Source organism: Blautia sp. HCP3S3_H10_2, assembly GCF_052122375.1.
GTDB lineage: Bacteria > Bacillota > Clostridia > Lachnospirales > Lachnospiraceae > Blautia_A.
This window is the reverse complement of sequence record NZ_JBQKCL010000007.1, coordinates 67,820-80,205: the sequence shown is the minus strand read 5'-3', so window position 1 is coordinate 80,205 and position 12,386 is coordinate 67,820. Positions and strand designations below refer to the sequence as shown.

The window sequence follows — 12,386 nt, the reverse complement described above, 5'->3', positions numbered from 1 at the left end:
CCCTCACTTCAAAATTTCATCTTTCTTATTCAGTAATGCCTCACAGGCTGCGCAAGCCGGACAGTCACAATATTTCTCTCCTGCAGCTTTGCGCTCTTTGGCGTGAGCCAGAATATTCTTCGCCCCATCTGCACCAAATACTTGCGCTCCCATGTCAGATTCTGCGAAGGAAATAAGCCCCTCAAGAGGCATGATATCTGCTTCCAGCTCTGCCACATAAGCTTTCGCTGCGGCTGCCTCGCCCTCTTTTCCCACTGCATCCAGATAGTTCTGGGCTGCCTCTTTCACCTCTTTGCATGCGGATGGTGCTGCCAGTAAATCTGCTGTTAATTCCTGAATTGTCTTTGCCATGGTAAAGTCTCCCTTCTGTGATTTATGCCTGATTCATTTCTTTATTTGGTTTACTTCTTAACTGGTTTCTTTTTTACCTTACCTTACTTTGCAACTTGCTTTAACTTCACAACTTGCTTTATTTCTTAACTTGCTTTCATTGGCTCGAGATTACTTTTTATGACATCTATTATAGCCTACTTTTCGGGGAAATCAACCTGTTTGTGACGGCACAGTTTCCATCTACTACATACTGCAAATTTCAATACCTTTTTTGTTTTGAATGTCCACTTTTTCGTTTCGAATGTCCACTTTTTTGATCATAAGCATCCACTTTTCCACTTCTTATTGCAACCCACTCCCCGAACTGTTATAATCTGAACAGACCTTATTACGCATCTATAGAAATATCAGAACTTATTACTATCTGAACAATTACAAATTTTCTTATAAAAATTCAGGAGGAATCTATGGAAAAGAAACGAGTAGGTGTGATTACCTTCCATAATTATGATAATTACGGCGCGATTCTGCAGAGCTATGCCCTTCAGAAGAAGCTGCGCGAGATCGGTACACAGCCAGAGATCATTGATTACCGCTGTGATTATATCAGTAACCCTTTCCGTCTTGTTAATCTGAAGAAGAAAGGGCTTTTTAACTATATTTACGGTGCTATCGGCCATATCTGCTATATTCCACGCCGCTTCAAGTGCAACAAATTCCGTAAACACATGCGTTACAGCCAGCCTGTGACCCAGGGTAAAATGCAGCCGGTTGCTGGCAAATATGACATTTATATTGCAGGAAGCGACCAGATCTGGGACTATAAGCTTACCAATTTTGATACCACTTATTTCCTCGATTTTGTAAAAGAGGGGAAAAAGAAATGCAGTTATGCCGCAAGTATCGGCGAGAATCTCCCCCCGGAAGATTACCAGCAGAAGTACAAAGAGCTTCTTTCTGATTTTGATGAAATTCTTGTCCGTGAGGATTATGGCGCTGATATCGTAGAGAACCTGACAGAGAAGCGTCCCGAAGTGGTCTGCGACCCCACGCTTCTTCTCACAGCAGAAGAATGGGATAAGCTTCTGGTGGAGCCGAAATATAAAGAGAAATACATCCTGGTATACCAGCTTGGCATTAATAAAGAGATCGTGGATTTTGCACGCCGTCTTCACGATAAGACCGGTTACCGTATTGTTTACATTCCATTCCCGCTTGTGGGACTCCTGAAATGCGCTTGTAAGATCACTGTAGGACCGGCAGAATGGATGGGTCTTTTCAAAAATGCAGAATATGTGATTTCAGATTCTTTCCATGGCGTTGTATTTTCCCTTATTTTTAACCGCAAATTCTTCGCCAAGGTAAACGGGCACCATATGAACCGCCGTGTACAGCAGCTTCTTAATATGGTAAATCTTACCGACCGGACTATGGATAATGTTTCCTACGAGAAGCTTACCGAAGAAATTGATTTCACCTATGCCAACGAGCAGATTGCCCGTTTCCGGGAGCATTCTATGGAACAGCTCCGCAAGATGGTGGAAATGTGCTAGATCTTACTACCACGGAGGTTTTTACCATGCTTACACCCGATCAAAAAAAGCAGGACTGCTGCGGCTGTATGGCCTGCAGTTTTACCTGTCCCAGATTCGCCATCTCCATGAAGGAAGATGAGTGCGGTTTCGTTTATCCTGAAATCAATCAGGAATTATGTGTTCACTGTAATCTTTGTACCAAGGTCTGTCCCCTTCAGGAAAATTATACTGGAGCTGAGGCAGTTCCGGATATTTACGCCCTGCAGAATCACCAGAAGGATATTGTAAAGGAGAGTTCTTCCGGTGGTATGTTTTCCCTGCTTGCAGACTGGACGCTACAGCAAGGCGGTGTTATTTATGGCGTAGCTTTTGACGAAGGTTTCCAGGTACGCCATATGCGTGCAGATTCTGCTGCAGGAGCCGCTGCTTACCGCACTTCCAAATATGTCCAGAGTGATCCTTCTCAGGTTTACCAGACTATCTGTGAAGACCTGGAAAATGGTCTCACTGTACTTGTCACAGGCACCCCATGCCAGATTGCAGGAGTGAATCATTTCCTGGAAATGAAGCATGCCGATACCAGCAGATTTTATACCTGTGATAACATTTGCCATGGTGTTCCAAGTCCAGGCGTATGGCGGGATTATCTGAAAATCCTGAGCACCCGGCATATGGCTCCGGATACTCAGATCACAGCCATTAATATGCGCAGCAAGCGTCTTTCCTGGAAGAAACACATTATGGATGTGGAGACTTCAGCCGGAACTCTGGAAGCTGTCAATGAATTTTCTTTCGATGACATTTATCATAGCAACTACCCGGTACGTCCTTCCTGTGCCCACTGCCATTATACAAGCTTTAAGCGTCCTGCTGATTTCACACTGGGTGATTTCTGGAATGTAGACAGTGCCGGAATCAAATTTGATGTCACCGGTGGCGTCAACGAAGTACTTGTAAATACCCCTAAGGGAAAACAGCTGTTTTCCCAGCTTAAAGAAAAAGCAGCCAGCCAACCGGTTTCCAAAACAGCAGGATGGCAGCCTCATCTGGAATATTCTGCAAAAGCCCCGGGAAACCGTGACGCATTCTGGGCAGAATATACAGCCGCTGCTTCCCTGGATGAAAAAGAGACGATTCTCCGGAAATACATGAAGGGCTCTGCCCTTACGCAAATCATCCGCAAGGTAAATCCTATTCTCCAGAAAACAGGATTATACAGTGTTGCCGGAAAACTCTATAAAGCAGTATTTGTAAAAGGATCTAATAAATGAATAAAGAAAAAAATGTAAAAAAAGCTTTTTTATGGAATATGATCGGAAGCACCTGTTATTCTGGTTCTTCCTTTCTGTATCTTCTTGTTGTAACCCGTATCTGCGGGGCACAGCTGGCTGGTTTTTATTCTCTCAGCTATGCCACTGCCCAGCTGCTCCTCCAGGTTGGACGCTACGGTGTCCGAACCTACCAGGCCACAGACCTGAACCGTAAATATTCTTTTTCTGAATACAAATTGTCCCGTCTGATCACCTGTGCCCTGATGATGCTGTTCGGAATCGTATACAGTTCCTATAGCTTCAGCGGCGAATACATCATCATCAGTATTTTTATCATCATGATGAAAATGATCGATGCAGTAGAGGATGTTTTCCATGGCAACCTGCAGCAGAAATATCATGTGGAGCAGATGGGAAAATCCCTGGCAATCCGCAACATTTACTCAGCTGTATTTTTCACAGGCGTTCTGATCATCACCAAAAGCCTGTACATAACCTGTGTCGCCACCGCCATTACTTCCTTGATTCTTTGCCTGGCTGTTAACACCTGGTTTTCAGGCAGATACGGAACCCTCGGGGAAAAACAGGGATCGCCTGCCTTGTCCCATGTATGGGAGCTTCTTAAGATCTGTACCCCTATGTTTGTAGGCACTTTTCTTTCCCTGCTCCTTTACAATGTTCCGAAATACGCCATGGCAGGTGTTATGACCGATGAATACCAGACCTATTATAGTATTCTTTTTATGCCATCCTTCGTCATTACCTTAATGTGCGAATTTGTGTTCAAGCCTACGATTACTACAATTGCTGAGCTTTGGTGGGAAAACAACATTAAGAAGTTCGTGACTTACGTACTCCGTATTATCGGCATCATTCTTGTATGCTGCGTAGGAATCGTAATTGGCGGACATCTTATCGGCAGAACTTTACTGGAGATTATTTATGGGGTAGATCTTTCTCCATTTAAATTGCAGTTTATTGTACTTCTTGTAGGCGGCGGAATCAGCGCAGAGGTTTATATGCTATACAACATCCTGATTGCCATCCGCTGGGGAAAATGTCTCCTTCCGGTATATTCCATCACAGCAGTTCTTACCATTGCCGTGGCCCGTACCATGGTGAAACAGTGGGGAATTATGGGGGCCGCTTTGAATTATCTGCTCTCCTGCTCCATTTTGTTTATTCTGTTCACGGGAATTCTGGTTTTCGTTATTCTGAAGAAAAAAGGGCAGAAGAACACTGCCCAGTAGTTTTTTAGAAGTTTTTTAGAAGCTTTTATTTAAGCTGATATTTCCGGATTCCTTTATATCCAGATAGCGCAAGCAACAAAAGCAGATCACGCTGCGGGCCTTTCCAGGACTCCACATGCTCATACCATTCGTGAATCGTATGCTCTCCGCCGCCTTTTCCGCCCCAGCCCACAGTGATTGCCGGGATTCCAAGGCTGATAGGGATATTGGCATCTGTGCTGGCAGCGCCGATATAGACTGTCTCCATGCCAATTGCCTGGTTCGCTGCATCAGCAGCGCGGACGATGAGACAGTCTTTCTCCTGGCTTCCAGCCGGGCGCTTTCCTTTCTGCTGGAAGGTTACACTGATACTTTCTTCTGTTCTTCCCGAATTCACATAGTTCCAGCGCGCATTTTCCTCCTGAACAGCCTCTTCCACCGCCTGGTGAAACTTTCCAGACAGCTTCGCCAGCTCACCTGCGTCCACAGAGCGCATATCGATCAACATGGAGCATTCTGCTGGGATTACATTTACGGAGGTCCCACCATTTACAACGCCTACGCTGAAAGTGGTTTTCGGATTCTCCGGCACCTGGAAATCACTGATTTTCCCGATTGCCCGTCCCATTGCATGAATCGGATTGGGGATTCCGAAACCAGTGAAACTGTGCCCACCGGTACCATGAAAAGTTACCAGATAGCGCTCACTTCCAACGGCCTGGTAAATGATTCCGGCAGTATTCTTGTCATCTATGGATACAAAGCCATCATACTTATCCGCAGTCGTTCCTTCAACCCAGTTCTCCTGACAATCTCTCTCGCTCGTCCGTGAAATCCTGTCTGCGCAGTCATTTTTTCCTATACTATTGTTTCTGTCAGTATTTGCTCCAAATGCATGCTTGGTTCCACGCAGATCGCCTAAACCTTCTTCGCACACATTTGCACAGAAAACAATATCTCCCTCACCATGGATTCCTGTGGCTTTCAAAGCTCTCGCCAGGGTAAGAAGTTCCGCCACAGCTCTGGTATCATCCCCGATTCCCGGGCAACTGTAACGGTTTCCCTCTTTTTTCAGAGTAAGATCTGTCTCTCTTGGAAAAACAGTGTCCGTATGTCCCGCGATCATGATCCTTGGCCCATTCCCGCTTCCTTTCCAGGTTCCAAGCACATTTCCCACTTCATCTATACGCACATTTTCCAGCCCGGCCTCTTCCATCTTGCCCCGGACATACTCTGCTTTTTCCCGCTCTTCATAAGAGGGCGCTGGAATCTGGCACATTTCAAGGTGTTCCTTCAGAGATCTCTCGTCGTCCTCCTTTAGGAACTGTAAAGCATTCTGTACTTCTATACAATTAAGCAATTCGTCCATCGTTTTGCTCCTCGGATATAAATCCTGATTTTTCTATATAACACGAAAATTCAACTCGATAATTATCTCTACCAGACTGTTACTTTTTGCAAAAGATTTTACCGGGTTTCATTTTTAAACGGATTTTAAAATATGTGGGAATATTTTCCCTACACGCTATATTACAACCTCTCCAGCAATTTCTCCAGATCTTCATAGCTGCTGATATTATTGGATTCCCTGCGAAGCCCTGCGCTGTGTGGCATTCCCGCGGTATACCAGGCCACATGCTTGCGCATCTCCCGGATTCCGATAAATTCCCCTTTTAATTCAATCTGGGCTCTGGCATGTTTCAGGATCATTTCTTTAATCTCCGGCAGAGATGGTCTGGACATCTCCTCACCAGTTGCAAAATAGTGGTTCATCTCCCGGAAAATCCAGGGATTCCCCTCTACAGCACGCCCGATCATCACGGCGTCACACCCTGTCTGTCGAAATAAAGCCTCTGCTTTCTTGGGAGAATCCACATCCCCATTTCCGATAACCGGAATAGAAACAGCTTCCTTGATTCTGGCAATAGTCTCCCAGTCTGCCGTTCCTGAATAATACTGCTGTCTTGTCCTTCCATGGACTGCGATTGCCGCAGCTCCGGCATCTTCCACACGCTTCGCGATTTCTACAATATCTACCGGTTCATTTTCAAAACCGATACGTACCTTCACCGTAAGGGGCTTCCTGATCGCAGACGAAACATTCTTCACAATATCCACGATCAGATCCAGATTCTTCAGAAGCGCAGAGCCTTCCCCGTTATTTACCACCTTCGGCACCGGGCATCCCATATTGATATCCAGGATATCAAAAGGCTCCTCCTCGATTTCTTTCGCCACTTCTGCCATCAGCAAGGGCTCGCTGCCAAAAAGCTGGAGGGAAATGGGATGCTCCACAGGGTCTATTTTCATCAGCTCCCTGGTATTTTTATTCTTATAAGAAATTGCCTTGGCACTGATCATTTCCATACAGAGAAGCCCGGCCCCCTGCTCCTTACAAAGCCTGCGGAAGGCAAGGTCTGTAACACCTGCCATCGGGGCGAGGACAAAACGGTTAGGAATCTCCACATTTCCGATTTTCCAGACTGGGGACTTTGGAAGTTCATGTCCGCCACCTGCCAGGCTATTTTCTTCAAATTTCAAATTGCTATCCATATCACCTTTTGCTTTCACTTATTCTCCCTGGTTATCGTTCTCCATCTCTTCCCCAAGGAAAAAGACACGGTAATACATTTCCAGGGATTCCAGAAGCTCCTGCTTCTCATTGCGCAGCTGCTTGATCTTCAATGCGCCGCCGATATCGTCATAAAATCCATCAGCTTCAGCTGCCTCTGTCTTAAACTGCAGATTCCCATGATCATCGAATTCCAAAGTAAAAATCCCACCGATCTCCTCTGTGTAAAGAACGCACATAATCTGAAGCTCTTTTTTCACATGATCTGGCAGAGAATCAAAATCTTTATTAAAATAATATTTCTGCTCATAAGCGCTTGCACCGCAAAGCACTACATTCTCCTGATACAAGTACATACCACCTTTCTTTGATAAAATATATCCGTTTACGCAGATATCGCCATGACTGAAAGCCAATTACTCCGCGCCTTTATACATAACTATACAGTCCACGCACCGAAACCTCTCCGGCGCTGACTGCCTCTATAGTTCCATCCTGCTTTTCCACCAGCAGTTCACCGCCATCTGTGATTCCTCTGGCAATCCCCTCATAAGGTTCTTTCGCCAGCACACGGACCGGCTGGTTATAATTTGCAAGAATGCTTTCGTATTCTTTCTTTAATCCGCTGAGATCACAGGTCGCAGCAAATTTCTCATAATATTCTTCAAAGGCTTCCATCACAAGGCCCGGGATCTGGCTCCGGTCAAATTCCCTGCCGCTTTCCAGGTAAAGGGATGTTGCCTTATCTGCCATCTCCTCCGGAAATTCCCGTATATTTACATTAATTCCCACTCCGATGACTGCATAATCGATTTTTCCATCACGGACCCCCATTTCAGTAAGGATTCCACATATTTTCTTACGTGAAACCACCACATCATTGGGCCACTTAATACTTACATCAAGCCCAAGGGTCTTCACTGCCTTCGCCACTGCCATTCCCATTACAAGAGTCAGTGTAGGCGCATATCTTGGCTCAAATTCCGGCCGCAGAAGAATGCTCATCATAACGGAAGTTCCTTCCGGCACCTCCCAGGATCTGCCAAGGCGTCCTCTGCCTGCTGATTGGAATTCAGCCAAGGCAAGGGTTCCCTGAGGCGCACCCTCCTTCGCCAGCCGCTTGATCCATAAATTGGTTGAATCAGTTTCTCTTGCAAAATGGACGGTTTTGCCCGCCCATTTTGTATGTATCTGATCTGAAATTGTTACTTCATTATACGCGCTGCTTTCCGCAGCTTTTTCACAAGTGCCGCTTCCCACAGCTTTTTTCCGTAATTCATTCTCGGAAATCATTTCTCAGATATCCTTTCTTCTGATGCCAGCTTCTGCCTTTATTGCACTTCCAGAATCTATTGCCGGCTCCAGAACCATTTCTCTTGCCTGTTACGCACCTTGTATTTCCTAAAGCTGCGTCTTTTCAGGTCTTATTTTCCTTATTTGCTCTCCGGCTCGCCAAGTGTAGCAACCATAACAGCCTTGATGGTATGCATACGGTTCTCAGCTTCATCAAATACTTTGGATGCCGGGGACTCGAATACTTCATCGGTTACTTCCATATCTGTCAGGTTGAAACGCTCGCCCATCTCTTTGCCGATCTTTGTCTTAAGATCATGGAAAGCTGGCAGACAGTGAAGGAAAATCGCTTTCTCTCCTGCGTTTTTCATAACTGCAGATGTTACCTTATATGGAGTCAGATCATGGATTCTCTCTTCCCATACTGCATCCGGCTCGCCCATAGATACCCATACGTCTGTGTAAATAACATCAGCATCTTTGGTTCCTGCTTCCACATCCTCAGTAAGGGTAATGGTAGCGCCAGACTGTGCGGCATACTCTTTGCACTGTGCTACAAGCTCATCATTCGGGAAATATTTCTTGCTGGTGCAGGCTACAAAATGCATACCAAGCTTGGAGCAGGCAACCATCAGGGAGTTACCCATATTGTAACGGGCGTCACCCATATATACCAGCTTAATACCTTTCAGATGTCCGAAATGCTCACGGATGGTAAGCATATCTGCCAGCATCTGTGTCGGATGATATTCGTTTGTCAGACCATTCCATACCGGAACACCTGCGTATTTCGCAAGATCCTCAACGATCTCCTGGCCGAATCCACGATACTCGATACCATCATACATTCTTCCAAGAACTCTTGCGGTATCTGCGATGCTCTCTTTCTTGCCGATCTGGGAACCTGTAGGATCCAGATAAGTGCTTCCCATTCCCAGATCATGTGCTGCTACCTCAAAGGAACAACGTGTTCTGGTACTGGTCTTTTCAAAGATCAGGGCGATATTTTTGCCCTTGTAATACTCGGTAAGCTCACCAGCTTTTTTCTTTGCTTTTAACTCAGCGGATAAATCAAGAAGATACAGGATTTCCTCTGGTGTAAAGTCTTTCAGTGTCAAAAAATTTCTGCCTTTTAAATTCATGATAATTCTCCTCTATCTTTAGTCTTCCTTCTTCTCATCCACCACAACTTCCTTCAGGGAAGCAGCAAGCCCTGCCAGATTCTGAATCTCTGACGGGATAATAATCTTGGTAGACTTACCGTCTGCCACTTTCGCAAGAGCCTCGAAGCTCTTCAGGGTAAGGACTGCATTGTCAGCTCCGGCTTCTTTGATCATACGGAGACCTTCTGCATTCGCTTTCTGAACCTTCAGGACAGCCTCTGCCTGACCTTCAGCCTCTTTGATCATACGCTCCTTCTGAGCCTCAGCCCGAAGGATAGCAGCCTGTTTCTCAGCCTCTGCGTCAAGAATCGCAGATTCTTTTTTACCTTCTGCAACAAGAATGGTGGATTTCTTCTCACCTTCTGCGATCAGGATTGCTTCACGTCTCTCACGCTCTGCCTTCATCTGCTTCTCCATTGCTTCCTGGATAGCAGCCGGAGGAATGATATTCTTAAGTTCCACACGGTTCACTTTGATTCCCCATGGATCTGTAGCCACATCAAGAGATGCGCGCATTTTGGTATTGATCACCTCACGGGAAGTAAGGGTTTCATCCAGTTCCATGTCTCCGATGATATTACGCAGTGTCGTAGCAGAAAGATTCTCAATCGCCATAATCGGATTCTCAACACCATATGCATAAAGCTTCGGATCTGTAATCTGGAAAAATACAACAGTGTCAATCTGCATGGTTACGTTATCTTTGGTGATAACCGGCTGCGGTGGAAAATCTACAACCTGCTCTTTCAGATTGACCTTTCTTGCCACACGCTCTACAAATGGAAGTTTAAAATGCACACCGGTTCCCCATGTTGCCTGATAAGCGCCCAGGCGCTCAAGTACGATCGCATATGCCTGTGGTACGATACGGATGCAGGATGCAAGAATCCATAACACCAAAACAATGACGATCAATAGAATTAACACACTTCCCATAATTACGCCTCCTTCTGCTCCACGATCAGTCTCACGCCGTGGACTTCTTTGATTTCTACTACAGTGTCAACCGGAATTGTTACGCTTTCATCAGATGTCCGTGCCATCCACTCGATGTCGTTAATGCGAACCTGCCCGGTTCCCGCCAGGTTATTAATCTGCTGGATCACAACCGCACTCTTCCCCAGAAGACTGTCTACATTCGTTTTCTCTGTATTCTTATTCAGAAGCTTCATCGCTGCCGGTCTTGTAAAGAACAGCAGGATCAGCGAAACAAAGAAAAACAGAAGCAGCTGCGGCACAATTCCAAACCCCAGGCCTGCAGCGATTGCGGCCACCAGTGCACCACCTGCAAACCAGATGGTGGTAAGCGCCGTGGTAAGCCCTTCAATAACCAGAAGCACAGCCAGGATACCCAGCCATATAATAGGTTCCATAAGACTCCCCCTTTCGAACAGGCGTCTGTCAAAATCTGTAAGATTCTACAGTCACGCTCTCTTCTACCGTCTCTGTCTTGCAGCCTCGTACATCAGGACACCTGCAGCCATGGCTGCATTCAGGGATTCCACTTTACCACACATGGGAATCCGGATCAGACAGTCAGCCGCTTCTGCTGCTTCTTCTGTCAGCCCGTTTCCTTCATTTCCTATAAGAAATGCTGTGCCGCCCTGATAATTCTCCTGATCGTAGGCATTTTCCCCTTTCAGGTGCGCTGCAAAGGTACGGATACCTTTTCGTTCCAGTTCTGCCTTTAATGATACCACATCCTCTACATATAGGAAAGGCATTCTGTAAATAGATCCCATCGTGGAACGGATCACTTTCGGATTGGTAATATCCACACAGGTTTTGGTAAGAAAAACACCGGAAACACCTGCTCCCTCACCAGTCCGGAAAATAGTTCCCGCATTTCCCGGATCCTGAAGATCCTCCAGAACCATCACCAGCGGGGATTCCTCTTTCAGGATATCTTCCGCCGTCCACTGGGGTTTCTTCAATACGGTAAGGATTCCCTGTGGAGTCTTGGTGTCACACATCTGGCGGAAAACATTGTCTGCCACGATTTCTCTCTTTTCTTCCGGAAGTGTCAGCACCTGTTCCATCAAGGATGCGTCAGTGGTCAGCGCCTCTGTCACATAAACCTTGGAAATCCAGTCTCTTGGTGCTTCGCCGAACATCTTCCGTCCCTCAGCCACAAACAGCCCCTGTTCCCTGCGGGCTTTGGCTTTCTGATTTAACTGTATGATGTTTTTTACCTGTGTATTATTTGCACTGGTTATCATAAAATTCCCTCATGTTGCTTTATAACTTTCATTTTCGGGAAACGCCCGCATTAACAGCCATTTCCGTTTATTATGATTTTCAGTTACTGCGCCCAAAATAAACAATACCATTTATAATGGCTTCCTAAACCGGTTCAGGTCCTCATTCCTGCCAACTGCCACCAGTACACTTCCTGCCTCCAGCTTCTCTGCCGGATCCAGATTTACGTTTACTGAATCGCCCTTTTTAACAGCAACCACATTGATGTTATGCTTCTCACGGGTCTTAAGTTCGGAAAGGCTCTTTCCTGCCCAATCCTCTGGAATGAGGAATTCTGCCATGCTGAACTCTGTAGACAATTCAAATACATCCTCAAATCCACTGGCAGTAAAATTCCTGGCCACACGCACTCCCATGGAACGCTCTGGAAAGATCACCTGGTCAGCCCCGATTTTCTCCAGGATACGGCCATGAAGAGTGTTCATGGCTTTCGCCAGGATCAGCGGTACCCCCAGGTCCTTCACCTGCATCGTTGCTGTGATACTAGCTTCCATGTTCTCTGCAACTGCAATGATCGCAACATCTACATTCTGCACGCCCAGGGATTTCAAGATTCCAGGCTCGCGCACATCCGCACGTACCGCATAGGTCACAGAATCTGCGATCTCCTGGATATTTTCATCTTTATCATCAATTGCCAGTACATCATAATCCGCATTTGCAAGCTCTTTCGCAAGAGTCATTCCAAACTGGCCCAGGCCAATGACTGCAAAGGATTTTCCACTCATCAT

The 12,386-nt window shown here is 46.0% G+C and carries 13 protein-coding genes; 3 read left to right on the top strand and 10 right to left on the bottom strand.

Features of this window, described 5'->3' with window-relative positions:
* Positions 1–3: 3 nt before the first annotated feature.
* Positions 4–351, bottom strand: a complete 348-nt coding sequence (locus ACTQWB_RS09340; protein ID WP_441500986.1) for a molecular chaperone Hsp90 — start codon at positions 349–351, stop codon at positions 4–6.
* Positions 352–800: 449 nt separating this feature from the next.
* On the opposite strand from ACTQWB_RS09340, the gene ACTQWB_RS09335 reads away from it, so the two are divergent.
* The 3 genes from ACTQWB_RS09335 to ACTQWB_RS09325 are packed head-to-tail and all read left to right on the top strand — an operon-like array spanning position 801 to position 4,389.
* On the top strand, positions 801–1,886 hold the full coding sequence (locus tag ACTQWB_RS09335; RefSeq protein ID WP_441500985.1) for a polysaccharide pyruvyl transferase family protein: 1,086 nt from the start codon (positions 801–803) through the stop codon (positions 1,884–1,886).
* Positions 1,887–1,912: 26 nt separating this feature from the next.
* Positions 1,913–3,139 (top strand): Coenzyme F420 hydrogenase/dehydrogenase, beta subunit C-terminal domain, encoded by a 1,227-nt coding sequence (locus tag ACTQWB_RS09330; protein WP_441500984.1) that lies wholly within the window; start codon positions 1,913–1,915, stop codon positions 3,137–3,139.
* Entirely contained in the window at positions 3,136–4,389 is a 1,254-nt protein-coding gene (locus tag ACTQWB_RS09325) for a lipopolysaccharide biosynthesis protein (RefSeq protein ID WP_441500983.1), read from the top strand. The genes ACTQWB_RS09330 and ACTQWB_RS09325 overlap by 4 nt, the downstream gene beginning before the upstream one ends.
* Positions 4,390–4,414: 25 nt before the next feature.
* On the opposite strand, the gene ACTQWB_RS09320 is transcribed toward ACTQWB_RS09325, so the two are convergent.
* The 9 genes from ACTQWB_RS09320 to ACTQWB_RS09280 form a co-directional block, all read right to left on the bottom strand.
* Entirely contained in the window at positions 4,415–5,737 is a 1,323-nt protein-coding gene (locus tag ACTQWB_RS09320) for a M20/M25/M40 family metallo-hydrolase (protein WP_441500982.1), read from the bottom strand.
* Positions 5,738–5,898: 161 nt separating this feature from the next.
* Positions 5,899–6,939 (bottom strand): tRNA dihydrouridine synthase DusB, encoded by a 1,041-nt coding sequence (dusB, locus tag ACTQWB_RS09315; RefSeq protein WP_441500981.1) that lies wholly within the window; start codon positions 6,937–6,939, stop codon positions 5,899–5,901.
* Positions 6,940–7,290, bottom strand: coding sequence for a DUF6145 family protein (locus ACTQWB_RS09310; protein ID WP_441501131.1), 351 nt, complete (start codon positions 7,288–7,290; stop codon positions 6,940–6,942).
* A 79-nt stretch (positions 7,291–7,369) separates the two neighbouring features.
* A complete protein-coding gene (locus tag ACTQWB_RS09305) occupies positions 7,370–8,233 on the bottom strand; it encodes a biotin--[acetyl-CoA-carboxylase] ligase (protein WP_441500980.1) in 864 nt (287 codons plus the stop codon).
* 140 nt (positions 8,234–8,373) lie between these two features.
* Positions 8,374–9,375, bottom strand: a complete 1,002-nt coding sequence (argF, locus tag ACTQWB_RS09300) for an ornithine carbamoyltransferase (RefSeq protein WP_441500979.1) — start codon at positions 9,373–9,375, stop codon at positions 8,374–8,376.
* A gap of 18 nt (positions 9,376–9,393) precedes the next feature.
* Positions 9,394–10,332, bottom strand: a complete 939-nt coding sequence (locus ACTQWB_RS09295) for an SPFH domain-containing protein (protein ID WP_441500978.1) — start codon at positions 10,330–10,332, stop codon at positions 9,394–9,396.
* A 2-nt stretch (positions 10,333–10,334) separates the two neighbouring features.
* On the bottom strand, positions 10,335–10,769 hold the full coding sequence (locus tag ACTQWB_RS09290; protein ID WP_441500977.1) for an NfeD family protein: 435 nt from the start codon (positions 10,767–10,769) through the stop codon (positions 10,335–10,337).
* 63 nt (positions 10,770–10,832) lie between these two features.
* A complete protein-coding gene (locus tag ACTQWB_RS09285; RefSeq protein ID WP_441500976.1) occupies positions 10,833–11,615 on the bottom strand; it encodes a TrmH family RNA methyltransferase in 783 nt (260 codons plus the stop codon).
* A gap of 111 nt (positions 11,616–11,726) precedes the next feature.
* Positions 11,727–12,383, bottom strand: a complete 657-nt coding sequence (locus tag ACTQWB_RS09280) for a potassium channel family protein (RefSeq protein WP_441500975.1) — start codon at positions 12,381–12,383, stop codon at positions 11,727–11,729.
* Between the last annotated feature and the right edge of the window lie 3 nt (positions 12,384–12,386).

Bases quoted from the DNA above. Each gene is read 5' to 3' on its own strand.
- ACTQWB_RS09340 (WP_441500986.1), bottom strand. From the start codon at position 351: ATGGCAAAGACAATTCAGGAATTAACAGCAGATTTACTGGCAGCACCA.
- ACTQWB_RS09335 (WP_441500985.1), top strand. From the start codon at position 801: ATGGAAAAGAAACGAGTAGGTGTGATTACCTTCCATAATTATGATAAT.
- ACTQWB_RS09330 (WP_441500984.1), top strand. From the start codon at position 1,913: ATGCTTACACCCGATCAAAAAAAGCAGGACTGCTGCGGCTGTATGGCC.
- ACTQWB_RS09325 (WP_441500983.1), top strand. From the start codon at position 3,136: ATGAATAAAGAAAAAAATGTAAAAAAAGCTTTTTTATGGAATATGATC.
- ACTQWB_RS09320 (WP_441500982.1), bottom strand. From the start codon at position 5,737: ATGGACGAATTGCTTAATTGTATAGAAGTACAGAATGCTTTACAGTTC.
- ACTQWB_RS09305 (WP_441500980.1), bottom strand. From the start codon at position 8,233: ATGATTTCCGAGAATGAATTACGGAAAAAAGCTGTGGGAAGCGGCACT.
- argF (WP_441500979.1), bottom strand. From the start codon at position 9,375: ATGAATTTAAAAGGCAGAAATTTTTTGACACTGAAAGACTTTACACCA.
- ACTQWB_RS09295 (WP_441500978.1), bottom strand. From the start codon at position 10,332: ATGGGAAGTGTGTTAATTCTATTGATCGTCATTGTTTTGGTGTTATGG.
- ACTQWB_RS09290 (WP_441500977.1), bottom strand. From the start codon at position 10,769: ATGGAACCTATTATATGGCTGGGTATCCTGGCTGTGCTTCTGGTTATT.
- ACTQWB_RS09285 (WP_441500976.1), bottom strand. From the start codon at position 11,615: ATGATAACCAGTGCAAATAATACACAGGTAAAAAACATCATACAGTTA.
- ACTQWB_RS09280 (WP_441500975.1), bottom strand. From the start codon at position 12,383: ATGAGTGGAAAATCCTTTGCAGTCATTGGCCTGGGCCAGTTTGGAATG.